Source organism: Ruegeria sp. HU-ET01832, assembly GCF_040371315.1.
Classification (GTDB): domain Bacteria; phylum Pseudomonadota; class Alphaproteobacteria; order Rhodobacterales; family Rhodobacteraceae; genus Ruegeria; species Ruegeria lacuscaerulensis_A.
In genome coordinates, this window is record NZ_BAABWL010000002.1 from 194,386 (window position 1) to 220,926 (window position 26,541).

At 53.1% G+C, this 26,541-nt stretch carries 29 protein-coding genes; 20 read left to right on the forward strand and 9 right to left on the reverse strand.

All coding sequences use genetic code 11. The features are described from left to right. Positions 1–171: 171 nt before the first annotated feature. The 4 genes from ABWV79_RS06300 to ABWV79_RS06315 all read left to right on the forward strand — a co-directional run bounded on the left by ABWV79_RS06300 (position 172) and on the right by ABWV79_RS06315 (position 3,828). Complete coding sequence (locus tag ABWV79_RS06300; RefSeq protein WP_170353723.1) at positions 172–1,191, forward strand: sugar ABC transporter substrate-binding protein; 1,020 nt, start codon at positions 172–174, stop codon at positions 1,189–1,191. A 116-nt stretch (positions 1,192–1,307) separates the two neighbouring features. Then, entirely contained in the window at positions 1,308–2,378 is a 1,071-nt protein-coding gene (locus ABWV79_RS06305; protein WP_353390979.1) for an ABC transporter permease, read from the forward strand. Further along, positions 2,378–3,160 carry an ATP-binding cassette domain-containing protein gene (locus ABWV79_RS06310; RefSeq protein ID WP_353390981.1) on the forward strand — a complete coding sequence of 261 codons (783 nt, stop codon included), beginning with the start codon at positions 2,378–2,380 and terminating at the stop codon, positions 3,158–3,160. The genes ABWV79_RS06305 and ABWV79_RS06310 overlap by 1 nt, the downstream gene beginning before the upstream one ends. After that, entirely contained in the window at positions 3,157–3,828 is a 672-nt protein-coding gene (locus tag ABWV79_RS06315) for a nucleoside/nucleotide kinase family protein (RefSeq protein WP_170353721.1), read from the forward strand. The genes ABWV79_RS06310 and ABWV79_RS06315 overlap by 4 nt, the downstream gene beginning before the upstream one ends. 51 nt (positions 3,829–3,879) lie before the next feature. Here the strand turns inward: ABWV79_RS06315 and ABWV79_RS06320 are convergent, their stop codons facing one another. Next, a complete protein-coding gene (locus ABWV79_RS06320; protein ID WP_353390983.1) occupies positions 3,880–4,086 on the reverse strand; it encodes a hypothetical protein in 207 nt (68 codons plus the stop codon). Positions 4,087–4,233: 147 nt separating this feature from the next. Here ABWV79_RS06320 and ABWV79_RS06325 point away from each other — a divergent pair, with 147 nt between their 5' ends. From ABWV79_RS06325 to ABWV79_RS06360, 8 genes are all read left to right on the forward strand, one after another. Then, positions 4,234–4,566: a zinc-binding dehydrogenase gene (locus ABWV79_RS06325; protein WP_353391699.1), complete on the forward strand. Its 333-nt coding sequence runs from the start codon at positions 4,234–4,236 to the stop codon at positions 4,564–4,566. After that, the gene (locus ABWV79_RS06330) at positions 4,567–4,947 is read left to right on the forward strand and encodes a VOC family protein (protein WP_353390984.1); all 381 of its coding nucleotides are present in this window, start codon (positions 4,567–4,569) and stop codon (positions 4,945–4,947) included. Positions 4,948–5,091: 144 nt separating this feature from the next. Continuing rightward, entirely contained in the window at positions 5,092–5,475 is a 384-nt protein-coding gene (locus ABWV79_RS06335) for a nuclear transport factor 2 family protein (RefSeq protein ID WP_170353717.1), read from the forward strand. A gap of 136 nt (positions 5,476–5,611) precedes the next feature. Next, positions 5,612–6,115 carry an aggregation factor core gene (locus ABWV79_RS06340; RefSeq protein ID WP_353390985.1) on the forward strand — a complete coding sequence of 168 codons (504 nt, stop codon included), beginning with the start codon at positions 5,612–5,614 and terminating at the stop codon, positions 6,113–6,115. A 13-nt stretch (positions 6,116–6,128) separates the two neighbouring features. Continuing rightward, complete coding sequence (locus tag ABWV79_RS06345) at positions 6,129–6,581, forward strand: TspO/MBR family protein (protein ID WP_353390987.1); 453 nt, start codon at positions 6,129–6,131, stop codon at positions 6,579–6,581. 65 nt (positions 6,582–6,646) lie between these two features. Further along, positions 6,647–7,147, forward strand: coding sequence for a CIA30 family protein (locus tag ABWV79_RS06350; RefSeq protein ID WP_353390989.1), 501 nt, complete (start codon positions 6,647–6,649; stop codon positions 7,145–7,147). Positions 7,148–7,272: 125 nt separating this feature from the next. Then, entirely contained in the window at positions 7,273–8,445 is a 1,173-nt protein-coding gene (locus ABWV79_RS06355) for an adenylate/guanylate cyclase domain-containing protein (RefSeq protein WP_353390990.1), read from the forward strand. A gap of 45 nt (positions 8,446–8,490) precedes the next feature. Then, positions 8,491–9,258, forward strand: a complete 768-nt coding sequence (locus ABWV79_RS06360) for a hypothetical protein (protein ID WP_353390992.1) — start codon at positions 8,491–8,493, stop codon at positions 9,256–9,258. Between the two features lie 37 nt (positions 9,259–9,295). Here the strand turns inward: ABWV79_RS06360 and ABWV79_RS06365 are convergent, their stop codons facing one another. From ABWV79_RS06365 to ABWV79_RS06385, 5 genes are all read right to left on the reverse strand, one after another. Then, the gene (locus tag ABWV79_RS06365; protein WP_353390993.1) at positions 9,296–9,745 is read right to left on the reverse strand and encodes a MarR family winged helix-turn-helix transcriptional regulator; all 450 of its coding nucleotides are present in this window, start codon (positions 9,743–9,745) and stop codon (positions 9,296–9,298) included. After that, positions 9,735–10,835: an Acg family FMN-binding oxidoreductase gene (locus ABWV79_RS06370; protein WP_353390994.1), complete on the reverse strand. Its 1,101-nt coding sequence runs from the start codon at positions 10,833–10,835 to the stop codon at positions 9,735–9,737. Before ABWV79_RS06370 ends, ABWV79_RS06365 begins: the two co-directional genes overlap by 11 nt. Positions 10,836–11,048: 213 nt before the next feature. Further along, a complete protein-coding gene (locus ABWV79_RS06375; RefSeq protein WP_170756439.1) occupies positions 11,049–11,726 on the reverse strand; it encodes a GntR family transcriptional regulator in 678 nt (225 codons plus the stop codon). Beyond that, positions 11,723–12,754: a Gfo/Idh/MocA family protein gene (locus ABWV79_RS06380; protein ID WP_353390995.1), complete on the reverse strand. Its 1,032-nt coding sequence runs from the start codon at positions 12,752–12,754 to the stop codon at positions 11,723–11,725. The genes ABWV79_RS06375 and ABWV79_RS06380 overlap by 4 nt, the downstream gene beginning before the upstream one ends. Next, the gene (locus ABWV79_RS06385) at positions 12,751–13,839 is read right to left on the reverse strand and encodes an isocitrate/isopropylmalate dehydrogenase family protein (RefSeq protein ID WP_170353707.1); all 1,089 of its coding nucleotides are present in this window, start codon (positions 13,837–13,839) and stop codon (positions 12,751–12,753) included. Before ABWV79_RS06385 ends, ABWV79_RS06380 begins: the two co-directional genes overlap by 4 nt. A gap of 135 nt (positions 13,840–13,974) precedes the next feature. Here ABWV79_RS06385 and ABWV79_RS06390 point away from each other — a divergent pair, with 135 nt between their 5' ends. From ABWV79_RS06390 to ABWV79_RS06425, 8 genes are all read left to right on the forward strand, one after another. After that, a complete protein-coding gene (locus tag ABWV79_RS06390) occupies positions 13,975–14,982 on the forward strand; it encodes a Bug family tripartite tricarboxylate transporter substrate binding protein (protein WP_353390996.1) in 1,008 nt (335 codons plus the stop codon). 57 nt (positions 14,983–15,039) lie between these two features. Then, entirely contained in the window at positions 15,040–15,789 is a 750-nt protein-coding gene (locus ABWV79_RS06395; RefSeq protein WP_170353705.1) for a hypothetical protein, read from the forward strand. A gap of 4 nt (positions 15,790–15,793) precedes the next feature. Further along, entirely contained in the window at positions 15,794–17,305 is a 1,512-nt protein-coding gene (locus tag ABWV79_RS06400; protein WP_353390997.1) for a tripartite tricarboxylate transporter permease, read from the forward strand. After that, on the forward strand, positions 17,305–17,592 hold the full coding sequence (locus ABWV79_RS06405; RefSeq protein ID WP_353390998.1) for a putative quinol monooxygenase: 288 nt from the start codon (positions 17,305–17,307) through the stop codon (positions 17,590–17,592). Before ABWV79_RS06400 ends, ABWV79_RS06405 begins: the two co-directional genes overlap by 1 nt. Then, positions 17,589–18,386, forward strand: coding sequence for an N-acyl homoserine lactonase family protein (locus ABWV79_RS06410; protein WP_353391000.1), 798 nt, complete (start codon positions 17,589–17,591; stop codon positions 18,384–18,386). Before ABWV79_RS06405 ends, ABWV79_RS06410 begins: the two co-directional genes overlap by 4 nt. Continuing rightward, a complete protein-coding gene (otnK, locus tag ABWV79_RS06415; RefSeq protein ID WP_353391001.1) occupies positions 18,383–19,660 on the forward strand; it encodes a 3-oxo-tetronate kinase in 1,278 nt (425 codons plus the stop codon). The genes ABWV79_RS06410 and otnK overlap by 4 nt, the downstream gene beginning before the upstream one ends. Beyond that, a complete protein-coding gene (gene otnC, locus ABWV79_RS06420; RefSeq protein ID WP_353391002.1) occupies positions 19,657–20,298 on the forward strand; it encodes a 3-oxo-tetronate 4-phosphate decarboxylase in 642 nt (213 codons plus the stop codon). The genes otnK and otnC overlap by 4 nt, the downstream gene beginning before the upstream one ends. Positions 20,299–20,949: 651 nt before the next feature. Continuing rightward, positions 20,950–21,426 carry a hypothetical protein gene (locus ABWV79_RS06425; protein ID WP_353391003.1) on the forward strand — a complete coding sequence of 159 codons (477 nt, stop codon included), beginning with the start codon at positions 20,950–20,952 and terminating at the stop codon, positions 21,424–21,426. An 11-nt stretch (positions 21,427–21,437) separates the two neighbouring features. On the opposite strand, the gene ABWV79_RS06430 is transcribed toward ABWV79_RS06425, so the two are convergent. From ABWV79_RS06430 to ABWV79_RS06440, 3 genes are all read right to left on the reverse strand, one after another. Next, on the reverse strand, positions 21,438–24,182 hold the full coding sequence (locus tag ABWV79_RS06430; protein WP_353391004.1) for an AsmA family protein: 2,745 nt from the start codon (positions 24,180–24,182) through the stop codon (positions 21,438–21,440). Positions 24,183–24,290: 108 nt separating this feature from the next. Then, positions 24,291–25,055, reverse strand: coding sequence for a DUF3299 domain-containing protein (locus tag ABWV79_RS06435; protein WP_353391005.1), 765 nt, complete (start codon positions 25,053–25,055; stop codon positions 24,291–24,293). A 69-nt stretch (positions 25,056–25,124) separates the two neighbouring features. After that, positions 25,125–26,486 carry a metal-dependent hydrolase family protein gene (locus tag ABWV79_RS06440; protein ID WP_353391007.1) on the reverse strand — a complete coding sequence of 454 codons (1,362 nt, stop codon included), beginning with the start codon at positions 26,484–26,486 and terminating at the stop codon, positions 25,125–25,127. Between the last annotated feature and the right edge of the window lie 55 nt (positions 26,487–26,541).

Consider the following 26,541-nt stretch of genomic DNA (forward strand, 5'->3'; position numbering starts at 1 on the left):
CACCTTATTTTCTTATGAAAAGGTGCTTAGGTAAATTAATAAATAAACTTTATTTATTTATTGACAGAAAGGCTAGAATCGCAGTTTCTTGAATAAGACCTTCATTGGAGGATGAGGGCGAGTCTCGTTGGCTTGCCATGCGGGGCATCAACAATTTTCTGGGAGGACTACATGAAAAATCTATTCAAGATAGCCGCATCTGCTACCGCGCTTACGGTGGCTGCCGCATCTGCCCACGCGGCCGGAGAAACCGTTTGTCTGATCACGAAGACAGATACCAATCCATTCTTTGTAAAGATGAAGGAAGGCGCAACGGCCAAGGCTGAAGAGCTTGGCATGACCTTGAAGGCCTTTGCCGGTAAAATCGACGGCGACCATGAAACTCAAGTTCAGGCCATTGAAACTTGTATTCTCGACGGCGCAAAGGGAATTCTCCTGACGGCTTCGGACACAAGTTCGATTGTGCCCGCTGTTCAGCAGGCGCGTGATGCTGGCTTGCTGGTTATCGCTCTGGACACGCCACTAAGCCCGATTGATTCCGCTGACGCAACCTTTGCGACAGACAACTACAAAGCTGGCCTATTGATCGGGCAATGGGCGAAGGCAAAGATGGGCGACGCAGCGGCTGACGCAAAAATTGCGACGCTTGATCTTAACGTCAGTCAGCCAACCGTGGACGTTCTCCGCAATCAGGGCTTCCTCGACGGCTTCGGTGTGGACCTGGCAGACCCCAATGTCATCGGCGATGAATCTGATGCACGATTGGTCGGCAGTGACGTGACCGACGGCAACGAAGAAGGTGGGCGCCGCGCCATGGAAAACCTTTTGGCCAAGGACTCGACGATCAACGTTGTTCACACGATCAATGAACCGGCAGCGGCAGGTGCTTATGAGGCTCTGAAATCCATTGGGCGTGAAAACGATGTACTGATCGTTTCGGTCGATGGTGGCTGCCCCGGTGTACAAAATGTGCAGGCCGGAGTTATTGGAGCTACAAGTCAGCAGTATCCGCTTTTGATGGCTTCGCTTGGGGTCGAGGCTGTTAAAAAGTGGGCTGAGGAAGGCGTAAAGCCAGAAAACACGCCCGGAAAAGACTTCTACGATACCGGAGTCGCTCTCATCACGGACCAACCTGTTGATGGCGTGGAATCGATTTCGGTCGCCGAAGGCTTGGAGCTCTGCTGGGGCTAAATCAGACCTAGTGTATGAGGCGCATGAGAGCGCCTCATCACTCCTTTCACCAGCAAACCGAAACTTCCTGTACACTCATCTCGTGGGCATTACATCGCCCGCGAAAAGGGGGAGATATGTCCGAAGCAAACCAGAGCGCCAAGGAATTTGAATCCGCTGCCAGCAGGACAGAAACTGTTGCAGCTTTTGAGGACCATCGGCGTGGCGTTTTGGGGAGGTTGCAGCATCTTCTCCACGTCAACCCATCTTTTGTGCCGCTTATCGTTCTGGTCGGTGCGATTTTGATTTTCGGACTGCTATTGGGATCGAAGTTCTTTTCGCCTTTTGCCATGACCTTGATCCTCCAGCAGGTTCAGATCGTCGGAATCGTGGCCGCAGCTCAAAGCCTGGTTATTCTGACCGCCGGCATCGATCTGAGCGTTGGCGCAATTATGGTATTTTCTTCTGTTATCATGGGGCAGTTCTCTTTCCGATACGGCATTCCAGTGCCAATCGCTGTAATGTCCGGGCTTGCGGTTGGAACCTTGATCGGAGCACTGAACGGCTGGCTTGTCAGCCGCGTTAAACTTCCCCCCTTCATTGTCACACTAGGGATGTGGCAGATCGTACTGGCGACTAACTTCCTGTATTCCGCGAACGAGACTATTCGCAGTCAGGATATCGAAGCCAACGCTCCCTTCCTTCAATTCTTCGGAACCAAGTTCAGCATTGGTGGAGCGACCTTTACTGTCGGCGTCATTTTCATGCTCGCCCTGATTTTTGTGTTGGCCTATGCACTTAAACACACGGCTTGGGGAAGGCACGTCTATGCCGTGGGTGACGATCCTGAGGCGGCCGAACTGTCAGGTGTCAACGTCCATCGAACACTCATGTCCGTCTATATGTTGTCAGGCTTGATTTGTGCCTTCGCGGGCTGGGCTCTGATTGGGCGCATCGGATCAGTCTCGCCAACGTCCGGCCAATTGGCCAACATTGAAAGCATCACTGCTGTTGTGATCGGAGGTATCTCTCTGTTCGGTGGACGGGGGTCCATTCTGGGGTCACTATTCGGCGCACTGATCGTCGGCGTGTTTACTCTTGGGCTAAGGCTGCTCGGCGCAGACGCGCAGTGGACCTTCCTGTTGATCGGTCTTCTCATCATCGCAGCGGTCGCAGTCGACCAGTGGATCAGAAAGGTATCGGGCTAATGTCAGACACAACTCCAGTCGTCCAAGGGCGCGGGATCGTGAAGCGCTATGGCCACGTCACCGCCATCGACCATTCCGACTTTGAGCTGCGGAAAGGAGAAATCCTTGCAGTTATTGGGGACAACGGTGCGGGTAAATCTTCCATCGTCAAGGCGATTTGCGGGGCCACCATCCCGGATGAGGGCGAGATTCTGATCGAAGGGAAGAAGGTAAACTTTACCTCTCCAATCGACGCCCGCAATATGGGTATCGAAATCGTCTATCAACAGCTTGCCATGTCTCCTGCCCTTTCGATTGCGGACAACATGTTCATGGGGCGCGAGATCCGCAAAAAGGGGTTCATGGGCAAATACATGCGTCAGCTCGACCGGCCAGCTATGGAGAAGTTCGCCCGTGAAAAACTGACCGAGCTTGGCCTTATGACAGTACAGTCGATCAATCAGGCAATTGAGACGCTGTCTGGCGGCCAGCGTCAAGGCGTTGCCGTTGCGCGCGCAGCCGCCTTTGCGACCAAGTTCATCATTATGGATGAACCGACGGCTGCTTTGGGCGTGAAGGAAAGCCGCAAGGTGCTTGAGCTGATCCAGGACGTACGGGCGCGTGGTATTCCGATCATTCTGATCAGCCACAATATGCCGCATGTCTTCGAAGTCGCTGACCGAATTCATGTGCACCGGCTCGGTAAAAGGCTCTGCACGATTGATCCCAAGGACTACACGATGTCCGACGCCGTGGCCTTTATGACCGGCGCCAAAGAACCACCAGAAGAAGACGCCGCGTGATCGAACAGGATGCAAAGCGCGTGTGCGACCTGATCTTCTCCCGGAAGCAGGTTGGGGTTCGGACGATTGTCGCAATCTCCGGCCCCCCTGCATCCGGAAAGTCGACCCTGGCAGAATCCGTTGTGCAATTGCTGAACGCAAAACAGAACTCGGCGGTTCCTTTAGCCACGTTAGTGCCTATGGATGGCTACCATTTAGACAATCGTGTACTTGAAACACGAGGATTTCTGGCGAGAAAAGGCGCGCCAGAAACCTTCGATGCAATTGGGTTTTGCAATGCAATAAAAAAGTTACAATCCGCACAGCATGAATCATTTCACCCCAGATTTGACCGTCAAATGGATCTCGCCATTGCCAACGCGATTGCGGTTCACCCCGACACTCGGACTGTTGTTGTTGAAGGGAACTACCTTCTGATGGATAGCGACCCGTGGAGAACATTGGCGGATGTCTATGCCGCAACGGTTTTTGTCAGCCCAACTTTGGAAGAACTCGTAAAGCGGTTGCATCACCGCTGGATCAAGCATGGATTTGATCCGAAAACCGCGTTGCAACGCGCGAAAACGAACGATCTGCCCAACGCTGAACGTGTCATCCGTGATAGTCGGAAAGCCGATCTTACACTGAACCAGAATTACACCGAATTCGGGATGCGCTACGCATTCTGAGTTTGCGCATTGGATTCACCCATCCGTTAAAGCAGCACCTCTAGGCGGGTTTTACCGCGTCCCATCCATGTAGATCCGAATCGAGCCGAATTTCTGCTTGATCTGGCCGACCGATGGATAGCTTTCCTCACGCCGGTCGCAGTGCTTCTTGATCGCTTCAAAGCACTCGGTGACAATCCGAACCCAGCCCAGATTGTCTTTTCCGAGGTGCTTCTCAACCGAGCGGCGGATGTCATCATAACCGAAGGTGTTAGTCATCTGCCGGATCCCCGGTTCTAGGGGGGTCGGATTCTTGCACTGAAGCGATTTCCTCTAGCGCGGCAATGAGACGATGCAGGCCTTTTTCTGCCTCTGCCGCCACCGTCAATTTGAGAGCAGAGAAGTGTTCGTCCGGTAAACCATTCCCTGCTTTATGCTTCCCAAGCTGGAGAGGTGATGACACCTCAAGGTCGCTTTGGGTTGATTGATGATCCTGAAACCTTCGACATCGCGCCTTTCAAACCCAAATCGATCTCATTGCATTTGGAGTTCATGTACACTCGGTCGCTTTTTGCGACTGGAGATATGAACCGTCAAAGCGAAATCCTGAATCAGGTCGCCGGGTTGATAGATGACGGAAAGATCAGATCCTCAGCGACCGATACACTTGGTAGGATCAATGCTACAAACTTAAAGAAAACGCATGCTATCCTTGAAAGCGGCAGGGCCAAAGGAAAGCTCGTGCTTGAGGGTTTTTAGATGCGAATTGAGCGGCTGGATCATGTGAATATCGTGACGACTAGGTTGCCTAAGATGGTTACTTGGTATGAAGAGGTCTTGGGTTTAAAACTCGGGGTCCGCCCTGATTTTCCGTTTACTGGAGCTTGGTTGTATGCGGGTGATCACGCCGTGGTTCACCTTGTGGGTCACGAAGGAACGCCTAATGTCGGCTCCGAAGTGAAGCTCAAGCTCGAGCATTTTGCGCTCTCAGCCACAGGGTTGAGAGCATTCGAAGAAAAACTGATCTCGTGTCAAATCCAGTATCGCAAAACTGATGTCCCGGGGGCTGGAATGGTCCAAATCCATGTGGCCGATCCTGATGGAAATCACATTCACATAGACTTTGAAGAAATCGAGTAAGGGATAAACACTCGAAATAGTCGGAACGCAAAACTAAGCTCGTAAATTCTTGCCGATTAGTGATCGAGATCATTACCGAGTTGCTTCCAAGAATTACCCGGACCAACATTTTTGGGCGGTACAAGCGTAGAATTGGAGATCAGCATGCTGGACCTCGAAACCAACAAGAAGAATGTCATTGCTTTCTACGAAATGATGTTCAATGAGTGTCGGCCTGCGGAAGCCATAGATATCTTTGTTGGTGATACCTATACGCAGCACAACCCGCATGTTGGCGACGGCAAGCAAGCCTTTGTCGAATATTTCGAACGCATGGCCGCCGAATATCCGGGAAAGCGTGTGGATATCAAACGTGCGTTTGCTGAAGACGACCACGTTGTTCTGCATTGCCACCAAATCTGGCCCGATGGTCTCGAGTACGCAGGTATCGATATTTTTCGCCTGGATGCTGAAGGTAAGGTTGTCGAACACTGGGACGTTCTTCAGGAGGTTCCGGCAAACAGCGAGAATGACAATGGCATGTTTTGACTTAACCGTTCTGACAGTGGTGCATGGAACTTCGAAAGGTCCTGTCGGCTAAACCACGATAGTCAAAGGGTATAAGTCTGATCCAAGAAACCCGCCGAAGCGTATCTATCAAGAACCTTTTAGAAAGGAGATAAATATGCTCCCGAAGAGTATTCTCGCGGCGACCCTTGGATTATTTGCAGCTACTTCGCTTCAAGCCGGTGTACAAATTCGCTTTATAGAAGGAGCACCCAAGGACCGTTTTGTTCTGACAAACGTTGGAGCTTGTGAAGTAGAAGCCTCGATCCTCAAAATTGACTTGTCGCAATCAGCTGGACGTCTGATTTTCGACGTCACCGACAAGGGCGCGGGTGTAGAGGTCTACCAACCTCTCGAATTCGTTGAAGGTGCGGATGCTCTGCGGCAAATTCCAGCGGTCGTGGACGGGCAAGATACAATAGAACTTGAAATCGCCTCCTTCGCAGCCGGGGACACACTCGCCTTTACCATCGATGTCGATGATACTATCGGGCAACGCGAAATCACTGTTACAGGCTCGGAGATCGAAGGCGCCACGGTGTCATATACCGTTGCGGAAGAGACCAGTACTGCGACCTTCTCTTCGGACGCGCTTGTGAACGTGACGACCAGGGACTGCTGAAAGCCATCCTACAATGTCGAATTGGTTGATCCGCATAGCATTCCTCGCGCTTATGTTGGGAGGCGGCATCCTGATCGGAACACTGACCGCACCTGGCGAATGGTATGCTCAGCTTTCTAAACCGGCTTTCAATCCACCTAATTGGATTTTCGGGCCGGTTTGGACGCTGCTATATGTCTTGATCGCTATGGTTGGTTGGCGTCAGTTCGAAGCGGACCGAAGCTCGACCGCCATGAAGCTGTGGTGGGCGCAGATGGGTCTGAACTTTTTATGGTCCCCAACCTTTTTCGTACTGCAACTGCCGTGGTTTGCCCTTTTGGTCATTGTCGCGTTGTTGGCTGCCATCGTCATGTTCATCACTCAGGTTAGGAATTCAGATCGGGTCTCCGCACTGTCTTTCCTGCCGTACTTTGCATGGGTCGCATTTGCCACGGCGCTGAACCTTTCCATTGCGATACTGAACTGACAAGGAACAATATGCGTGCAAACTTCATCGGGCTTGTTTCAGGTCTTGTTATCATCGGATGCACAATGGCTCAGGCTGATGAAAAACTGACTGAAGACTTTTCCAGGTCTCCGGAGACGCGTTGGGACTACGTTGCCGACACCGTCATGGGAGGAGTTTCCTCAGGACAGGTGCAGTTTCGTTCGGAAGGTGGTGTTGAATTCGCGCGGCTGACCGGAACCGTGAGTACAGAAAACAACGGGGGCTTCATCCAGTTCCGACGCAAGTTGTCTGAGCGACTGGATGAGGCTGTATCAGGCGTCAGGCTATTGGTACGGGGAAACGGCGAGCAATACTTCGTTCACCTCAGAACACGTGGCACGGTGCTTCCGTGGCAATACTACCAGGCCGCGTTCGCAACTTCTGAAGACTGGACCGAAGTCTATTTGCCTCTGTCAGGCTTCAAGGCTTCAGGTGCCATGTTGCGCGCTATTCCCGATGCGGAAGCAATAACCTCAGTTGGGGTTGTAGCCTTCGGGCACGATCATGAGGCCAGCGTAGATGTCAGCGAGATTGGTTTCTACTGAAGGTCGCCCGGGTGCAACGCTCCAATCTTCGTTGAACCAGCCAGATCAGGCGACTCAAAAAAAGCATGCGACAATGCAAATCCAATAGCCTTTGCTCATCCTTTGCAAGCGACTAACTTGGGTCCATGGAAGAAGTCACTCGACTAACCGAATGGATGATCACAGAAGGTCGTCGCTCCGGCGATCCTGTAAAAGTGGTGTCACACTTTTGTTCCTCCTTGGTCGAAGCCGGAGTTCCGCTGTGGCGAGTTAACATTGGCCAGCGCTTTGCCAATCCACTGCTTATTGCTTGGGGCGTGGTTTGGACGCCCAACGGCACCGACAGCTACGATGTCACCCATGAGACGACGTTGACAGATGGTTATGTCGGGAGCTCATTTGAGTATATTCTGGCGAATAGAAAGCCGCTTCACAAAAGTCTCCAGCAACTGGACTCAGAAACAGAGCATTCATCCTATTTGGAGTTTGCAGAGCAAGGCGGCACCGACTACTACGCTACTTTGCTTTACTACGGTGATGGATCGCTGCATGGTTGTACGTTCGTTACACAGGTGCCGGATGGATTCTCGCCGGAACATCTAAGGCTGATTGAAGCGGTCTTACCTGCCCTATCTTCCGCTCTTGAACCTGTGACGATGCGAAAATCGTCTAAAGGTCTACTTCGAACCTATTTAGGAGATGGACCTTCTGAGGCAGTCTGGAGCGGCAACATCAAGCGCGGTGAGCGAACAACTCTGGATGCCGTGGTTATGTTCTCTGATCTGCGAGGCTTTACGGCACTTTCCGAAACCTTTACGGAAGAAGAAGTTTTCGACACGCTCAGCGACTATTTTGATCTGGTGGTCAACGCCGTGGAAGACAACGGTGGAGATGTCCTCAAGTTCATGGGTGATGGCATCCTGTCGATCTTCACAATTGAAGCTCAAAAAAACCATGCCGACCGTTGCAGAATGGCGGCTCTTGCAGCGCAGAGTGTGCTGAGTGGTTTGAAAGCTCTCAACACTAGACGAGACGAGTTCCAAAATCCGCCCTTAGACATTGGAATTGGGATCAACGTTGGGCAGGTCAGTTATGGTAACATAGGCAGTCCCGGCAGGCTTGATTTTACGGTTTTGGGCGGTGCGGTGAACGTCGCAAGCCGAATTGAAAACTTAACAAAATCAATTGGTCAGAGAGTGTTGGCGACGTCAGCCGTTGCATGTGCTGCACCGAACATGTTCGTTAGCTGTGGCGATCACGAAATACGCAGCCTTGCTCAGCCCATTGAGCTGTTCTTTCTCACTGAAGGGGCGCAATAATCAGGTATTTTTTTTAAACAGCATACCTTTCCGGGAGCATTCTGAGTGTTTGCAAGAACCATAGCCGTACTGATCTGCGCTGGGGCTTCTCCGGCCACGGCATTGGAGCTTCGCGAAACTGGGCGCTATGAGCTCAATCAGCCCGCAAGTCTTGACTACGATCCAACGTTTTGTGGGTTGTGGATCGCGAATGAGGGGCCCGAGGCCATTCTCGTTACATTGCAAGGTGATGAGTTGCGCCGCATATCCAGCGATCTCTTCCGTATCAAGGCAATTGCTATCGAAGGAGATCACTTGTTGGTAGGCGACGGTCTTGGCAGCCTCCAACGTGTCACGAAGGAAGGAGTCACTTTAGGAGCACCCTTTGAACTTGAAGGTGGATTTGCGGATACCGAAGGGATCGCGATCGATGCAAAGGGGCAGATCGTGACCGTAGAAGATGATCCGGAACGGTTGTCTTGGTTCACTTCAGAAGGCTTCCTTACGGCAAGGTTGGATACCATGAAGCTCTCTCCCCCCTTAAGCGAGGCACAGGGCATCGCAATTGACCCACGCACCGGTCACATGTTGATCGTTGATGACTGGGAAGGGTCAAACAGCCTGTATGAGTTCACGGCAGATGGCCAACTGCTCGCCCAGCAAAGCCTGTTGGAATTCGGAACTGACCCGGAAGGCATCGCCATTAGGCCGGGATCTAACCAACTGTTCGTGGCGTTCGACGGTGGCGCGAAGATTGTGACATTTGACTACACACCCACCTTGCCTGAAGGATCGCCGCCGCTGCCGCCGGGCGCGGATTGCATGATGTTCTGAGAGCTTTTCTGTTTGCTTGGGTCGACGCAAGTTTCCGCTAGTCGCGCTCGCTGTCCAAAGTTTCGCGTATAAGCGTCAGATTAGGCAGCGTTTCACGAAACAGCTCAGGCCCGAGTTCGGACAACACCGGACCGAGGGCTACCGACATCCGGTCCATACACGTTTCCAAAAACTCAGCGCCTTGCGGCGTGGACCGGGCAATTTTCGAACGCTTGTCATTGGGGTTGGTTTCAAGGGTAATCAGGGCATGATTTTCTAGGCTCGCGAGCATGTGCGTCATCGACGTCTTGGGCACTTGAAAAGCGTTCGACAGCTGTAGTGGCGTTTCCCCCTCGGGGCGCCGGACCAGGTGGCCCAATATGCCAAACTGGGTAGCGGTCATTCTGCCAGGTAAGAACGCTTCAAGCTTGGTCGAGATCAGCTGGTTGATGATCCCGACCTCGGTGAAGAACCGGTAGACTTCGTTGGTCTCATCTTCAGGCTTCATTCAGAATTCGTGTCTCCAGAGGCCAACGGGGCGTGGCAATTGGTTCAGGCCCATACCCCAAACGCAACAACATTTGCACCGTGTGGCCTGGTGACGCAAGAAGCTCATGCGCAAGATCGTATTCATCGGCCATCTCGGGATATTCCTGAAGGGCCTGACTGACCGGATGCACGCCCAGACCTATTTCGGTTGTCTTCAGGTAGAAACGCATCAATTGACGTCCGGCTTCGAGTTGATCGCTTCGCGTGTTTGTAGCTGTCGTGAGGACTGCGTATTGCGCGGTCGCGTCTAGCATAGCGAAGTAGCCTCGCATGTGAGACTGAGTGCCTGGGTGGTCAACATTCATAAGGGTCTCATTGTCCAATAGGCCAGTAAGTCGCAGCGTTTCCAGCATGGGATCGCGTAACTCAATCCCGTCGGGGTTGGCGTTGATTTCTGCTTTCCCGATCCGCATGAGGTCGACGGATTCTTTCAAGGTCTGCGGTGTTCGCATTTCGATTTCGAAAGCGCGTTTCGTAAGGTCTCGAATACGGGTCACCAAATCTTCATCGGTAATCAGGGTGGCGTAGTTTTCAAGGACCGACACTTCCGTCTCGGACAGCCGCTGTTCAGTGTACGGTTCTTTGTTGGAATGCCGTTTGAGGATTTGATCTGATAGTGGATCGGGTGCTCCGCCAGAAACAAACACTGCTTCTGCGATTGGTCCGTCATCCCCATCAGGCAGTAACTTGACCTCGGTATCAAATCCCTGTGCACCTGCAGCCAGGACCATCGTCTCAACAAATGCGCCGAGGCCAATATAGAGCTGGCGGTGGTAAGGATCGGTTTCCGGAAGCTCGCGATCTGTATCGCGGTGGATGCGAACCTTGTCTTGCCCAACTAACTCGACCAGCCAAGGTTGCAAGTTGTGCGGGTTAGGGGCGAGAATCGCGTAGGACAAAGCGGCTTTGCGGGGGTCGTCATATGGTTGTGGCGTCCACGGAGCCAGCGCGTCATGCGGTGTGCGTGTCGCTAGGAACCCAACCGCGCCCGTTGCCGCCAGTATTGTGCCTCCGCCTAAAATCTTGAGAAAACGTCTTCGATTTGGCATCTTGAGTCTCCAGTAGTACGATATCGAACTAATATAATCCGAAATCGTACTATTTCAACTCCATTGATGCAGTGGTTGGTTGAGTGACCCGAAAAAAGTAAATCAGAACAGCCGGCCTCTACGATAGACTGCCGTGTTAGACAGGTGTTCGGAGAGCCTTTTGTGCCTAAAAAAGCAGCTATTCTAGTTGATTAACGACCGGATGCGAGAAGATCAGAGGCTGTTAAGCCGATGCTTTTCGAGGATGCCGCAAAGCATAGCCTGTGCTTGCAGCCTGTGTTCTCGATGACGTTCACGGGCGGCATCTGGACGACCTTCACTAATCGCTTGAAAAACAACCCGGTGATCTTCGTTGGATTTAACGGGCAGGGGCCTGATGAACAACGTCGTTGCACGCGCGCGGCGGACTTGGTCGCTCATCATGGCAACAATCGCTTCGACTCGTTTGTTGCCGCCCAACCGAACGAGCTCTTGATGAAACAACTCGTCTGCCTCTGCCCACGCTTCAAGGTCTTCGGCTTCGATGGCTTGGTCCATCTTCGCAATTGATCCAGCGAGTACCGCCAGTTCATCTTCTGAATAACCCGCTTCGGCAGCGCGCTGTGCCGCGAGACTCTCAAGTTCCGTCAGGATGTCGTAGATTTCACGCATATCATCTGATGAAACAGGCAGTATCCGAACGCCCTTTCGGGGTCGCATTTCCAGCAACCCCTTACTTTCCAACATCAGCGCAGCTTCCCGTATCGGGGTGCGGGACATGCCAAGGGTCTCGGCGAGTTCCGACTCCAGATGGTCAGTTCCGGCCGCAAGTTCGCCAGACAGGATCATCCGCCGCAAATCCCTAACAGCGCGTTGTGTATTGGAAAGAGTTTTTGCGTCCTGATCCTTCACGGTGTCTCCAGGTTGATTTTTCGTCCTTCCGCAGCTGAGAGATAGATATTCTCTTCAATGCGGATCACATCCAAATAGTCTCGGGCCGTGTTTTCCAAAGGCGTGCCCAGTAGAAGGCCCGAAATAACGTGACTTTGCAAGGCGTGAACGCAGTCTCCTCCAAATCCATCATGATCGCTTGGAGGTAGAATCTGCTGTCTCTCCTGTTTTCCAAACGCGCGGAGGTCAACGGAACCGTCGCCGTAAAGAACTAGTGCTCCTTCCGTTCCTTCGATGAGAGCTTCGCCCATGGTCTGACGCGGGTTTTTGGCGCTGTGGTCAAGGCATCTGTTGCCATCGAACAGAGTTTTCAAACCGTTGGGGTGGTCAAACAGGATGTAACCTGCGTCCTCGCCCGCGATAACGGGGTTAACTTGGCGCAAGTCCGCATAAACTGCGCTGGGCGCATCGAACAAAAATCGGAATGTGTCTACCCAGTGAACCGCTGTCTCATGAACTAGGAAACGTGGCATTTTCTGAAAGTACGGCTGCCGGTCCAGGTAGGCTCGCGGTCCCTGTCCGTCGCCGGGCCGAAGCCGGAAAGTCGCTTGTAGAGGTGTTCCAATTCGACCCTCGGTCATCGCCACCTTGATTGCACGATACCAAGGCTGAAAGCGAAAATTCTCATGCACGACAATAGTTGCACCTACCGCTTCAGCCTCTGAAACGATCTTCTCCGCTTCATCCAGAGACATGCAGAAAGGTTTTTGGCAGATCAGCCATTTTATGCCCGAATGCAGCGCAGTTCGAATGGCGTCGGCCTGCGCCACAGGTGGAAGAATGATGTCCACGAGATCTGGTTTTTCCGTCTCCAGCATTTTTGACAGATCATCGTAAGCGGCCAGTCCTGTTTCCTTCGCCTTGTTGATATCACGGTTGCAGGATGCAATCAGAACCGCTCTGGGCATTCGGGACCAACTTTCGTAGTGGAACCTACTGAAATACCCCGCACCCACACACGCGACCCTGATGGCTTGTTGAGTATTCATGCCCGCAATGCTTCCAATACCGATGAGGCTGCGTCCTGCGTTCCGGCGGTGCCACCTAGGTCATGAGTCAGGTTCTGTCCGTTCGCAGTCACCTTTTCCACGGCTTCACGCAACCGTTCGCCGTCGTTGGACAGGCCTGGGTGATCATGGGTCAACCCCAACCATTCAAGCATCATTGCTGCGGACAGGATCATCGCAAAGGGGTTGGCAATACCCTGTCCTGCAATGTCTGGAGCGGAACCATGGCAGGGTTGGAATACAGCGTGATTCAATCCGATATCCGCTGACGGAGCCAGTCCAAGACCGCCCATGAGACCTGCACCAAGGTCGGAGAGGATGTCTCCGAACATGTTCTCGGTCACCATGACATCGAACTCCCAAGGTTTTTGGACCATCCACAGTGCGGTGGCATCAACATAAGCATGGTCTGCCTGCAAATCGGGATGTTGGGCGGCTTCTGCATCAAACATCGATCTGAAGAATGCAAAGGCGCGGAATACATTGGCTTTGTCGACACATGTAACTCGACCCTGACCGCGCCCGGTTCTTTTGCGGTTCTGGGCGAGTTCAAACGCGAAACGGAACAGTTTTTCGGACACCTCACGAGTGATCAGCAGAGTTTCACGTGCTTCGTCTTCGGTAACTTCGCCAGCGCCTTGGGTGAAGAACAGTCCTTCTGTGCTTTCGCGTATCAAGACAAAGTCGATCTCTTTTCCGGGAGGCAGCGCCAAGGGGGTCATTTGTCCACTGCTTACCTTTACTGGTCGTACACCAGCGAAAAGTCCCAGTTGCTTTCGCAGATCGATTTGCGGTGAAATCTCGGTTCCGTCAGGGTATCGAACATCTGGCAAGCCCATTGCAGACAGCAGAATCGCGTCAGCGCTGCGTGCAGTTTCGAGTGATCCAGCCGGAAACGATTCTCCAGTTTTGGCGTAGTGGCCTGCACCTGCCGGCGCATCTGTAAACGCCAGTTCGTAGGTGCGGTTGCCGAGCGAGAGGTGGTGCAGAATTTCAAGCGTAGGGGCCATAATTTCAGGGCCGATCCCATCCCCGTGGAACACTGCGACATCGTAAGTCTTTTTCATTTTGGCCCGCTTCCTTCCCGTTTCGCATTCATAGCGCGATAGCAGCTTCCACTACAGTCCGTTGACAACGCATTCTTTAATGTATACGCAAATAAATGCAACAATAAACGCAAAGTTGTTTGGGAGGACTTGGAAATGAAACGAAAACTAGGGCGGTTGGTGGTCGCAGCGGTGTTGGCGACCGGTATTACTGGGACGGCGTCTGCGCAGGATTACCCCTATCGTGATATCACCACAGCTGTGGTCTGGGGGGCCGGTGGCGGGACGGACACAATCAACCGTATGATCATGGCTGAAATGGAAAAACACCTTCCGGTCTCGATCAATGTGATCAATCAAACAGGTGGTGTCGCGGGTTCCAACGGTATGGTCTACGTCATGAACCAACCAGACGATGGCTACACATTGGTTGGCCTGTCAGAGTCTAACGTCACCGCTGCCGTGCAGGGTGGTTGGGATAAGAAATTTGATTTTTGGTACCCGTTTATCGTTGGCGGATCACCTGATCTGATCTCGGTCCCGGCAGACAGCCCTTACAATACTCTGGAAGAACTGGTCGACGCTGCGAAAGCTGCTCCTGGGACTATTCCGGCTGCGGCTTCCGGCGCAGGTTCGATCCACCACTTGAACCTTCTGGCCATCGAAAAAGGATCCGGTGCAGAATTCAAGTTTGTTCCATACAAAGGCTCAGCGCCAGGGCAGGAAGCAGCGATAGCGGGTGAAGTTGCGTTGGTTGTGACTTCTCTAGCTGAACAGGCCGCGTTGATCGAAGGCGGTCAACTTAAACCGCTTGCGATGTTGACGCCCGAAGATGCGCAGATCGCAGGGGCAACAGTGCCTTCTGCCTTTGGCATTTATGACGGTCTCGATCAGTATTTGCCGCTCAAGCAGGCCATCGGGTTTGCAGTTCACAGTTCAGCCGGGGACGACGTAAAGGCCGCGCTTGGTAATGCCTTCGAGCAAGCGATTGCCTCCGACACCGTCGCTGAATGGGCCACTGCAAACAATTATGATGTCGGTGGTCAACACGGCGAAGAAGCTCAAGAGCTGTTTGCGAACCTCGAAGCTACCTTTGCCTATACCTTGCAAGATCTGGGCGCAGCGACCGTAGATCCGGCATCGCTGGGTATCGAGAAGCCATAATCCTATCACTTTTTCAAGGGCGCGCCTGATCGCGCCCTTTCTGACAAGAGGCAGGCAATGGACAAACCTGACGATACACTGATCATGCGGGCGCGCGATTTCTGGGCATCGATTGGTCTGATAACAATTTCCACTTTTTTCCTTTGGAAGACGTCGGACATCCCGCTTTGGGGTGAAAACCGCGCAGGTGTAAATGGGTCTGATTGGTACAACTCGGCAGCAATTGTACCGCTGTTCATCTTCGGTGGATTGCTTGTCTTGTCCTTCGTGTTGCTGGCGATTTCGATCCGTTCAGGAGGAGCCCAACACGCGCTCAGTGCTTTAGGGGTCGGATGGGATAAGTCGGAAGCCTATCGAGCTTCAACCATAGGCCTGATTCTTCTTGCATATGTCGTCGGGCTGGTTCCCAGAGTGGACTTCATTCTGTGCTCTGGGTTGCTGATCACGGCTTTGACTTACGGTTACTACGGGGGTCATGCGCGGCGTGCTTTGGTGGCTTGTATAGCAGTTGTCGTCGCCGGTTTGTTTGCGTTCGCCGTGTTTCCTGCTCAGGCGGATTGGAATGCACACGCTGATGATTGGTTCACACTGGCCTTGTGGGTGGCGTTAACACTAGTGGTATTGACCAAAGCGGCTTCAGAGCGCGTTTTGCGGTTCGTTCCATTGGTAGCAATACTTGCCCCGCTCATCCTCGTTTGTGCGATGGCCTTTGTTTTCCGGCAGAACGTGCCCGCGCGCGGCGGGCTGATCTTCAAGCAAATCGAATACCACTACTACGTGACGCTTCGTCCGCTGTGGAAAGACTGACCGGATGGACTTTATCCTTTCGCAACTGGCTGGGTTTGGGACCGCATTCGTGGGCCTGGCAGTAGACCCGCTGACTTATCTGTATCTGATCGCTTCCGTGTTCCTGGGCATCACGTTCGGCGCATTACCCGGCCTTACGGCAACCCTGGCTGTGACGATCCTGACGGGTTTCTTCGGCAACAAAATCCCGCTCGACTATTCGCTCATCGCTTTGCTCGGGGCCTATGTCGGCGCGATTTACGGCGGCTCTTATCCGTCTATTTTGCTGAACATTCCGGGCACGGCAGCCAGCGCGGCGACTGCCATGGATGGCTACCCTCTGGCCAAAGCGGGTCGAGGGGGCGAAGCACTTGGGCTGACCACGACGGCCAGCTTCATTGGCACAGTTATCGGGACCATCACGCTTTTGATTTTCGTGTGGGCTCTGCTCTTGGTTTCAAAGAACATCGCAAGCCCGGAGAAAGCATTGCTGGCCCTGTTCGGCATTCTGCTTTCTGGCACTTTGATGAGCGAAGACCTGGTGATTAAGGGATGGATCGCCGGTTTGATCGGGCTTGCGATGTCCATGGTGGGCCTCGACCCTCTGTTGTCTGAGCCGCGCTATACTTTCGGCTGGTCCTATCTGATGAGCGGGTTTCAGGTCGTGCCAGTTTTGATGGGGGCCTTTGCCATTCCCCAAATCATTGACGGTTTGAGGCACGTTGAGGCCGGGAAAGTTCTGGCCCTGAAAGGTCGCATTTTTCCGAACCTTCGCTCTATTCGGCTCTACCTGCCTACCATTGGCCGGTCAGGGGTGATTGGGACTGGAGTAGGAGCGCTTCCTGGCGTCGGCGAAGATGTCGCCGGTTGGGTCAGCTACGGTGTTGGCAAGACCGTTTCTGCCGAGGGCGACAAGTTTGGAAAAGGGTCATTGGAAGGTCTGCTGTGCTCTGAAACAGCAAATAACGCCTGCATTGGGGGCGCGCTGATCCCGCTTTTGGTTTTGGGCATTCCCGGTTCACCACCCGCCGCGGCTTTGATGGGGGCTTTCAAGATCAACAACGTGATCCCAGGTCCGACGATAGACCCCGAGATCATTCTGCGCGTGGTTGCAATTTTGGTGCTGGCCTCCCTGACAATGTTCTTAATGGGCCTGTTCACTGCTCGGGTCTTTATCAAAATACTCGCCATCCCGCAGACCATCTTCTTGCCCGTCGTTATGGTTCTGACAACCATTGGGTCTTTCAGCGTTGGTGGTGGCATCAATGATCTTTATCTGATGCTTGGCGTCGGCGCGGTTGCCTATTTCATGAACCTGATGAAGTACCCAATCGCGCCGTTGGTGATAGGCGTTATTCTGGGTAGCCTGTTTGACGAAACCTTCCGTCGGTCGCTGTTCCTGTCGGATGGGGATCTTTCGGTCTTCTTTTCTCGGCCTGGTGCGGCCATTCTGCTGGTGCTCAACATTGGTCTGATCCTCAGCCAACTGCCCGTCGCGAAACGCGTTTTCTCACGCCTAAAAGGAATTTCAGTCTGATGTTTGCGGTTACTGTCACCTTCACTCTCAAGCCCGGTAATAGAGATGTCTTCTTGCCACTTATGGTCGAAAACGCTTCAACTTCTTTGCGTGAAGAAATCGGATGCCGGCAGTTTGACGTATGTCTCGGCGACGATCCTGAGACAGTTTTTCTCTATGAGGTTTATGATGACAGCGTGGCGTTCTCTGCCCACCTAGAAAGCGCGCATTTTCAGTCCTTTGATACGGCAGTGGCTGATATGATCTCCACCAAGGTGGTACACCAGTATTCCGAGGTCATCCAATGAACGATTGGGAAATCCATGCCGTGAAATACGCGGACCGCAACGCCCGGACGCGAGCTGATAGTTTCATCATCGATGATAATCACGACGCTCCCCATGCGATGGACTATTTCGTTTGGGTGCTCAAACGCGGCAGCAAAGTCATTCTGGTCGATACTGGTTACGACTCCGATGAGGCAGCCGCTCGTGGTCGTCCCATCGCGATGGACCCTCGCGAGGCTCTAAGCCCTTTAGACATTATGCCAGAAGCTGTGACTGAGGTCATCGTGACCCACCTTCATTATGACCATGCAGGGGGGCTGCATATGTTCCCTAACGCGAAATTGCACATGCAGTCGGCGGAAATGGCCTTCGCCACAGGTCCATGCATGTGCCAGGATCACCTGCGTGCGCCTTTCACGGCTGGCCATGTCTGCGAGGTCGTAAAGCGTCTCTATTCAGGCAAGGTGGTGTTCTACAATGGAGAAGCCGAGATTGCAGATGGGGTAACGGTGCACTGCATCGGAGGGCATTCGCGTGGGTTGCAATGCGTTCGCGTAAGAACGGCAGCCGGGTGGATGGTACTCGCCTCTGATGCCTCGCACTATTACGAGAATTTCATGGCGCGCAAAGCTTTTCCTATCGTCGTCGACCTGCAAGACATGATGGATGGTTTCGAGACACTTGAGAGGTTGGCCTCGCATCCTAGGCTTATCGTGCCCGGCCATGATCCACTTGTGCGTGAGGTATTTCCCGTAGGCGCGGCACCGCATATCCATAGGCTGGATCCAGGGCCGACGCGGGACATTGAACTATGAAAATCGGTGTCATAGCGGACGACTTCACTGGTGCGAGCGATATCGCGAACACCTTGGCGAAGGGCGTTGAGCCGGAAGGTGGGTTACGAACGGCTCAATTTCCGGGTATTCCGATGACCCCAGCCAACGAAGAGATCGAGGCGGGCGTCATCTCGCTCAAGAGCCGCACTGCACCGGTCAAGGAAGCCGTTGCAGACAGTCTGAGTGCCTTGAGGTGGCTCGTGGACCAAGGATGCCAGCAGTTCATCTTCAAATATTGCTCGACATTCGATTCCACGATGGAAGGAAATATCGGCCCCGTTGCGGAAGCGCTGGCCAACGAACTGGGCGCGCAAAAAGTGACTTTCTGCCCGGCCTTTCCGACAACGGGACGCACGGTCTATCACGGTCATCTTTTTGTGTTCGGCAAGCTGTTGAACGAGTCCGGGGTGGAAAATCACCCCCTTACTCCGATGACGGATGCCAACATCAGGCGTTGGTTGCAGCATCAGACCCAAGAAGCGGTTGGGTCGGTGTCAATTGACGCCGTGAAGCAGGGACCAGAGGCGATTTCTGATGCGTTGCGGAACGCAGACGGGCGCTTTGTGATCGGTGATGCGATTTCGGATGAAGATTTGTTGGCCTGGGGCGAAGCTCTAAAGGATGCCAAGCTCATTACTGGGGGGTCGGGTATAGCGCTGGGTCTACCAAGAAACTTCCTGAGAGAGGCTTCATCCAAAAGTGTTGGCATTGCGTTCACTGGTATCGCAGGGCCCGCCGCTATCCTTGCAGGGTCTTGTTCAGGTGCGACACGCGGGCAGATCGATGTTCATGCGGAATCCAATCCGACGTTCGCCATTGATGTTCCAGGTGTCATGTCCGGGGATGTGACCACGCAAACGCTTCTGGATTTCTTTGAAACGCATCCGGGTCAGGCGCCGCTCGCGTATTCATCAGGAAGCCCGGATGATGTGCGCGCGATCCAAAGTCAATTCGGTCAGGAAGCTGTGGCGGAAAAGCTGGACAATCTCTTTGCTGAAACTGCCCGGGAACTTGTCCAAACGGGCTATAAGCGCCTTGTCGTTGCCGGAGGGGAGACGTCGGGAGCTGTCGCCAAGGTCGTATCTGAGGCACTGGGGTCTCCTGCCATGTCAATTGGTCCAGAGATCGACCCGGGCGTGCCAGTCTTGAGCGTTGGAAAAACTGAACCCATTGCGCTGGCTCTAAAGTCTGGAAACTTCGGCGCTCCGGATTTTTTCGCGAAGGCCCTCAGAATGATGGAGGTCGGTAAATGAGTTCTGAAGAACTGGCGCTGCGACAGCAGATGTCGGAACTGTGCGCCTCGCTGTTTGCGCGTGGCTTTTCCGTCGGCACTGCGGGCAATGTCTCTGCCCGGCTGCATAACGGAATCCTTATGACACCTACCAACTCGACTTTGGGGAATATCGATCCCGAGCGCATCGCCAAGATTGACTTGGATGGCAACCACGTCTCCGGGGACAAGCCGACCAAGGAAGTCTTTCTGCATCAAGCCTTCTATGAGACAAGACCAGAAGCGGGCGCCGTGGTTCATCTGCATTCGACCTGGGCCACCGCACTGTCGTGTCTGGAAGACACCGATCCAGACGACTGTATTCCACCGCTTACACCATACGTGGTCATGCGCGTCGGCACGGTCAAACTGGTTCCATACGTCAAGCCGGGTGATCCGAAATCAGGTGATCTGATCCGTAAACTGGGCGGCAAATTTAGTGCTGTTCTGTTGGCCAATCACGGACCTGTCATATCGGGAAAGGATCTCTTCTCGGCGGTCTGTGCAGCTGAAGAGTTGGAAGAAACAGCTAAGCTGCTCGTGGCATTGCGGGACATGCCAACCCGGATGTTGGATGCAGCACAAGTCGCAGAACTCAAAAAGACTTTCGGAAGGATGTAATTCTACACCGAAATGGGGGCGTGCAAACTTTTGGGCAAATCGTGCAAAATTATGCGCAAATACGGCGCAAAGTTATGGGCAAGCACACTGGAATTTGATGAACGAAATCAATAGCAGGAGCGCAGCGTTATGAGCGCGCCTACAAGCAGTATAGGCGCGCGCATAGTATTTCGCGCACCTCATAAGTTTGCGTATTTTGCCAATATTTTATCATCTTCATGTCTGACATCGCCCTCGCGACAAAGCTTTTGTTCCGTAAACCGCGCAATACGTCAAAGTTCACCGACTACTCGGCCAGGGAAATTTCGTGGTTGCTTTTGGCCATGTAAAACAAGACGAGGATGATTGGGCCGTCTTTGACTTGTTCCGGCTGAAGCGTGGAAAGATCGTCGAACATTTGATGTTCAGGAACAGATCGGCCCGAAAGAGACCTGGAACAACTCTGGCAAATTCTAGGGGAGTAGAGTGTAACAGCTTATCTGGCGGAGGCCGATGATGATTTCTTTCTCAGGCAAAGGCGCGTTGATGTCGGGTCAACATTCCAGAAATCGAATGGTTGTCTTTGACTGAACCAGCGCGATAGTCTGATTGCATCTAAGGATTGGCGGAACATGTGTGGAGCTTTGAATGAACAGGTTGGTGTTATCAGCAATGGCATTGATCTCCACTGGCGCGGTGTGGGCCGCCGGTATGGAACGGTGGGGTGAATCCGGCGACTGGACAATCCTTATTGATGCCGAAAAGGGCAATGGCTGTCTTGCGTGGAAGCCCTTTGAAAATGACATGACCGTTGAAATCGGCGCAGCACCTAATCAGGACGGCGGCTTTTTTGGCGCTTTTAATCCGGCCTGGGTGCAAATCGAAGAAGGTGCGACCGGGATCGTACAGTTCGATTTTGGTGATGCGAGATTCGAAGGCGAAGCGGTGGGTGTCTACAAGAATGGCGTGCCCGGTGGTTACGCCTTTTTCGACAACCCGGCATTTGTAACCGAGTTTGGAAAACGCCAAAGCGTCACGATTATTGGCGAAAGCGGGACCGAGGTTGAACTCGATCTCAGCGGGTCTGCCAAAGCCATTGAGGCCGTTCTGACGTGTCAGGCCGAACAGCCGGAACCACTAAAGAACTAGGTCGCGTCAGATCACTGCAATTGGTTGATATCAGGCACGCAGGGTTGCCTGTCGACAGGCATAGCATCGGCGCCGTCTGGAGCTTTGTTTCTGGACCCGCCTACATCCAGCTTGAACTTTGGCGACGAAAGTTGGCCAGTCACATCAAAGGGCCAAGCGCTTCTGGATAAGGGTTTGCCAACGCGCCGCGGCTCAGCTCTGATCGCAATGCTGTCGTTCCGCCAGTCCACTTGTCCCCTGGCCACCAATTGAACCGATCCTGTTTCAATGACGATAGAGTTTGAACTGACTCGCCCGGCTTGGATGTCAACCGGGGCAACCACGCAAGTGATGTCGGTGTAGCCTTGTCTGAACTCCTCTGAAAACAGCCAGGGGAAAATGCCTAGCCCCGCCAGCTCCAATAGGCTGGTGCTGATATAGCCCTGCGACATCGACAAAGACGCGTTGCCGCGCATCGAGTTGATGAAGGCTTTGCCGGAGCTGGTGCTGCCAGAAACGTTGAACTCTCCGCTCAAACGGCCATAGGCATCAATACCAATTCCCAATTCATCAAGGATCTCACCGAATTCCCATCCCGAGGTTGATCCCGACAATGAAAGCCAATCGGGTGAATCAATCAGGTCCATGACCGCCCGAAGGCTGAAGTTTCCGCCACCGTAAGCCATCTGAAGGGGGCCGAAATCCACGGTTCCTTCTTTTGCTGACAATTGGCTTGAAACAGACGTTACACCTTGCTGGCCTACAATCTCTTTGAATTCGATCTGTACCTCGACGTCAGCTTCTCGTAGCACGCGCTGCACATCCAGAAGATCGGCAGGTTTCCCTTTTTCCTTTGGCAATACCAAGGGCTGCACGTCTGTCTCCTTCGGTAAAACTAAAGGTTGCACTTCGGCTTCAGGTTCTTTTGAGGTCTCCCCTACCAGACTTTTCAGTTGGTTCAGCACCGCAGTCAGGTTCTTCAGGTCGTTGAGATCGAGCTTTTCGCTCGTGATGTTGCCCCGAACAACAGATGTGCCCTCGGGGAAATTAGCGTTCAAAGTCGCAAGGAGATGCGAAGACCCGGCTTCGAACTGGATTGCGGCATCAAAGTCTTCGCCCTGTTTGGAGGTTTCAGCATCGATAGCTAGTGCCCCGAGCTCGACAGGTTGTAGATTAACTGCGGTCAGAAACTCGACGCTGTCGTCGACATCCAATTCCACATCAAAATCGAGACCGGCCAGCCCTTTTAGCTCGTTGAGGGATAGTGCAAGATCAAGCGCCCAGAGATCGGTGTCGTAAGTGGTCGCGTTAAATCTGTTGAGAGAAACCGGCCCGCCCGCATTGGATACGTTGAAGTCGGCTTTGATGCCGCCGAACTGGTCAACGTAGTCTTTATCGAGGTTGGGCAAAATCAACTTGGCGGGCCCGTTTAGCTCCCCATCGAAAGTTACGTCCTGAAGCTGAAGCAGATCGAGGATTTCACCTTCGGCTTTCAGGACAGGCTCTTCAATTGGACCGGCTTGTAGCTCAATGCCCAACATGGCGAGCCGTCCGTCTGGCATGCGGCGAATGCTTTCGATTGAGGCTGGGCCGATTACGTCTAGCCCTTGGTCAAATGCATTGGTTTGGAACAGCAACTTCTCGAATTCGAAGGAAGCCAGAGATCCGACCATATGCATTTCAAAGCCGGTGAATTTCAGATCTTGGATACGTTTTGCTGCAGGCGGCGGCTGTCCTTCGGGATGAAGCCGTGCGTTGAAAAACAGATCGACGCCTTGTGCGGTGTAGAGGTCATCTATTGCGCCCTCAGCTTCGAGCTTCTGCCCATCTTCCAGGCTGACGGTGGTCTTAAACGCCTCGATCTTCAGAGCGTCCTGAGACACAAGCTCTGCTTGCAGCTGACCATTGCCTTCCAGAACGCGTTCCAATCCTATGACATCTAGAAAGTCACCGAATTCTCCGGTGTCCATCTCCAATACAGCCCGATAGCCGCCCCCTTCGTCTGCCGATAAGGGCTCGCCATCGTAGCTGACGGTTATTTCTCCGAAATTGGCCCGTGTGGTAAACGGTGCGTCATGGGGGTAGTCGCCTTCGATTTCGAAGCCTTGACCGTTGACGGAGCCGGAACCAGCGACCTTTGTTCTTTGTCCATTATCTACTTGTTCGAGCGCGAGTGACTTAAGGTCAAACACAAACGAGAAGCCCGAGACCTTGTCGTCGATGTTTAACCCGATTGACGTGAAGCTGACGTTCTTGTCGCTCAGGAAGGTCAGGATTCCGCTGCCTTCTGTGTCGTTCTCATTGGTACTATCAGCGCTAGCGACGTCTTTTGGACCATCCGCTGATACAGTTTCCTCGGACAGTGGTTTGGGTGTTGGCCTGTCTTTTCGCCAGCTTGTGGTGCCGTTTTCGGCTGTAAGAATATTTGCTTGGAGGCCTTCCACGACGAGATTGTCAAAATGCAGACGCCCGTTGGTCAAGGCGATAATATCCAACTCCAGTTCTAACAGGTTCAATTCTACAAGAGGTGACTCCGGCATTGTCAGGCTCGGGATAACCACCTCGCCGACGTAGATGTGACTAACACGCCCAAGCGCTACGCTCACATCATCGTTTACTAGAAGGGGCCGACCAATTTGTTCCGAAAGAACTTTTTCTACAAGGTCGCGCCGCATGTCCGAGAACATCGGAGCCGCAAGCAACAACCAAACAAATGCGACCGTTGTGAAAGCGAGAATTGCGACAAGCCCAATTATTCTAATAAGCCAAACCTTCATGCGCTCCTCTATCGCCGCTTTCGCCGTTCAGTCTTTCACGAGCAGCAATTTAGCCCACCAGCTTGAACGCTCGTTCTGAAACATATTCTGATCAATTGGTTCGTGTCACTAATCGTCTCTGATAACCCCGCCAGTCGCCTTGATCCTTCCCATCAATACACGTTCTCTATTGGTTGAAGCCTCTTCGGAAGTCTGGATTGGTCCAAAAGTCTGAACGTCATCGACCTTCATAGTGAACGCAGCCTTCATGAGGACAGTACCATCAACAACCAGCATTTCCTTCTGCGTCGGCTCGATCCTGATTTGACCAGTTACAACGATGGGTTCGTAGAACGTTGATGGCGTCCATGAATCGCTTAGGTGCAAACGCACCATCTGGTTCGGAGGTGGAGGTGGTACGTGGCTACACATTCCACGTTCCGGCACGATATATGCCATTTGGGAACCATCTTCGTCGCGGGGTGCCGGGATCACAAAACCGCCCAACGAAACGATCATGCCGTCGATGTCGATGTTAGCGGCCGTGCCCGCCTTTTCACGTCTTTCCATCACGACCCAGCGTTGGGAAATCAGCCAGTTCGCATCAACGCCTTCCTCAGCAAGGGTTGCTTCGGTCGCCTCGATATCCACTTGAAGCTGGTCCAACAGCTCTGGCGACGACCCGCCTTTTTCTTGCTGCGCGCGCAACCGGACCAATTTTCGAAGCGTGTTAAGCTGTTTGCCCGTCAATTCGACGAATGGATCTTCGTAGTTCTGAGCAGTTTCATCGATCAAGTCAGCCCATTCGATACGTGTAACTTCTGAGTGAACCGGCAAAGCCAAGAAAAATGCGAGAACTGTTGGAACAAGTGTCAGTTTGGCTCGAATTCTCATTTTGAGAAGTTCCCATTTGTAGAGCTAGGGATGCGCGGGGTGCCGAGGTAAATTCACCCCGCGCGACACTCAATCGAGTGTATTCTTGTAGATCAAACCATCTTTCATGATCAGGTCGATGTTGTTGGTGTAGTCGACCAGGATCTCGGCATCCTCGACCGGGTTTCCCTCGACCAGCAGCAGATCGGCGTACGCGCCCTGTTCGATCACGCCCAGCGGACCTGCTTGATAGGGGTTGAGTTTTCCTGACAGTGCCAGAAGTGCGGCCGATTTTGACGTGGCTTGTTGCAGGATTTCGTACGAAGTCCACGCCTCCAGCCGGTATTTGAACTCATCATTCTGCTTGGTCAGAGCCACCGGGTCGCCGATGATATCGGTCGAGAATGCGACGTTTTCGATCTCGTATTCTTTCAACAGTTTCATCTGATTGCGCGCACCGGCCTGAACATCAAGGAATTTGGGAGCTGCCGCAGGGCCAAGCGCCTTCTTCACAACTTCCTCATCAAGCCCAAGCAGAGTATAAAACGGGACAATCCAGGCGCCAGTGTCCTTGATGGCCTGCGCCGATACTTCAGTCATCAGTTGCCCATGTTCTATGCTGATGACGCCCGCTTCCAGTGACCGCAGGATCGAGTCGTCGTTATAGGCGTGGACCATGACATAGGTTCCCCAATCAGCCGCCGCGCGAACCGAAGCCTCTAACTCTTCTGGCAATCCTTGAACGGTGTGCAACGGATCAACCGAAGATGACACACCACCGCCTGCCATTACCTTGATCTGCACCGCGCCCATGCGCAGTGCTTCTCGCGTTGCCCGCAGTACTTCGGGCACGCCATCGGCCAGGAACTCGACGTGCTGGTTAAAGAAAGACGGCTGCGCCCCCATGAAGTTCGGGTGGGGTTCGGTGTAGACCCGATGCTCGCCATGTCCGGAAGTCTGCGAAATGACTGGCCCTGATGCATAAATCCTTGGCCCCACGGCCTTGCCGCGGTCTATAGCTTTTTGCAGACCAATTGCCGGGCCGCCCGCGTCCCGAACGGTTGTGAAACCACGCAAGAGCATTTTCTCGGCTTCAATTGTGGAAACCGCGCCCCAGTACATCCAGTCAAAGTTGTCCCTCAAATCTGCGACGGGCTCGGTGATTGCCATATGCACGTGGGCATCGATCAAGCCTGGCATCAGTGTTCGACCTCCGCCGTCAATGATCTGAGCATTGGCGACGGCCAACGGTTCTGACGATACTTCTGCGATCAGGTTGTCCACGACCAGAACGTTTGCGTTCTCAATTCGCTGTTCATCAACGCCGTTAAACACGTGGATGTTGGTAAAGAGGATCGGAAAGCTCTCTTCCTGCGCCAAACCTTGGCCCGCGATTGCCAGGCTTGCAGAAAAGGCTGTCGTGGCCACCAGGTGTTTGAGTTTCGGCGTCATCGAAGTTCTCCAAATGCGAATCACAAATGTATATTTCTGAATGTGATTTTAGAGT

What these genes read in the sequence shown, in the direction of transcription:
- ABWV79_RS06430 (WP_353391004.1), bottom strand. Translation starts at nt 24,182, where the DNA reads ATGAAGGTTTGGCTTATTAGAATAATTGGGCTTGTCGCAATTCTCGCT.
- ABWV79_RS06370 (WP_353390994.1), bottom strand. Translation starts at nt 10,835, where the DNA reads ATGCCAAATCGAAGACGTTTTCTCAAGATTTTAGGCGGAGGCACAATA.
- ABWV79_RS06350 (WP_353390989.1), top strand. Translation starts at nt 6,647, where the DNA reads ATGGCTCAGGCTGATGAAAAACTGACTGAAGACTTTTCCAGGTCTCCG.
- otnK (WP_353391001.1), top strand. Translation starts at nt 18,383, where the DNA reads ATGAAAATCGGTGTCATAGCGGACGACTTCACTGGTGCGAGCGATATC.
- ABWV79_RS06400 (WP_353390997.1), top strand. Translation starts at nt 15,794, where the DNA reads ATGGACTTTATCCTTTCGCAACTGGCTGGGTTTGGGACCGCATTCGTG.
- ABWV79_RS06340 (WP_353390985.1), top strand. Translation starts at nt 5,612, where the DNA reads ATGCTCCCGAAGAGTATTCTCGCGGCGACCCTTGGATTATTTGCAGCT.
- ABWV79_RS06365 (WP_353390993.1), bottom strand. Translation starts at nt 9,745, where the DNA reads ATGAAGCCTGAAGATGAGACCAACGAAGTCTACCGGTTCTTCACCGAG.
- otnC (WP_353391002.1), top strand. Translation starts at nt 19,657, where the DNA reads ATGAGTTCTGAAGAACTGGCGCTGCGACAGCAGATGTCGGAACTGTGC.
- ABWV79_RS06380 (WP_353390995.1), bottom strand. Translation starts at nt 12,754, where the DNA reads ATGAATACTCAACAAGCCATCAGGGTCGCGTGTGTGGGTGCGGGGTAT.
- ABWV79_RS06410 (WP_353391000.1), top strand. Translation starts at nt 17,589, where the DNA reads ATGAACGATTGGGAAATCCATGCCGTGAAATACGCGGACCGCAACGCC.
- ABWV79_RS06435 (WP_353391005.1), bottom strand. Translation starts at nt 25,055, where the DNA reads ATGAGAATTCGAGCCAAACTGACACTTGTTCCAACAGTTCTCGCATTT.
- ABWV79_RS06385 (WP_170353707.1), bottom strand. Translation starts at nt 13,839, where the DNA reads ATGAAAAAGACTTACGATGTCGCAGTGTTCCACGGGGATGGGATCGGC.
- ABWV79_RS06355 (WP_353390990.1), top strand. Translation starts at nt 7,273, where the DNA reads ATGGAAGAAGTCACTCGACTAACCGAATGGATGATCACAGAAGGTCGT.
- ABWV79_RS06320 (WP_353390983.1), bottom strand. Translation starts at nt 4,086, where the DNA reads ATGACTAACACCTTCGGTTATGATGACATCCGCCGCTCGGTTGAGAAG.
- ABWV79_RS06300 (WP_170353723.1), top strand. Translation starts at nt 172, where the DNA reads ATGAAAAATCTATTCAAGATAGCCGCATCTGCTACCGCGCTTACGGTG.
- ABWV79_RS06440 (WP_353391007.1), bottom strand. Translation starts at nt 26,486, where the DNA reads ATGACGCCGAAACTCAAACACCTGGTGGCCACGACAGCCTTTTCTGCA.
- ABWV79_RS06335 (WP_170353717.1), top strand. Translation starts at nt 5,092, where the DNA reads ATGCTGGACCTCGAAACCAACAAGAAGAATGTCATTGCTTTCTACGAA.
- ABWV79_RS06405 (WP_353390998.1), top strand. Translation starts at nt 17,305, where the DNA reads ATGTTTGCGGTTACTGTCACCTTCACTCTCAAGCCCGGTAATAGAGAT.
- ABWV79_RS06305 (WP_353390979.1), top strand. Translation starts at nt 1,308, where the DNA reads ATGTCCGAAGCAAACCAGAGCGCCAAGGAATTTGAATCCGCTGCCAGC.
- ABWV79_RS06395 (WP_170353705.1), top strand. Translation starts at nt 15,040, where the DNA reads ATGGACAAACCTGACGATACACTGATCATGCGGGCGCGCGATTTCTGG.
- ABWV79_RS06345 (WP_353390987.1), top strand. Translation starts at nt 6,129, where the DNA reads ATGTCGAATTGGTTGATCCGCATAGCATTCCTCGCGCTTATGTTGGGA.
- ABWV79_RS06330 (WP_353390984.1), top strand. Translation starts at nt 4,567, where the DNA reads ATGCGAATTGAGCGGCTGGATCATGTGAATATCGTGACGACTAGGTTG.
- ABWV79_RS06390 (WP_353390996.1), top strand. Translation starts at nt 13,975, where the DNA reads ATGAAACGAAAACTAGGGCGGTTGGTGGTCGCAGCGGTGTTGGCGACC.
- ABWV79_RS06425 (WP_353391003.1), top strand. Translation starts at nt 20,950, where the DNA reads ATGGCATTGATCTCCACTGGCGCGGTGTGGGCCGCCGGTATGGAACGG.
- ABWV79_RS06310 (WP_353390981.1), top strand. Translation starts at nt 2,378, where the DNA reads ATGTCAGACACAACTCCAGTCGTCCAAGGGCGCGGGATCGTGAAGCGC.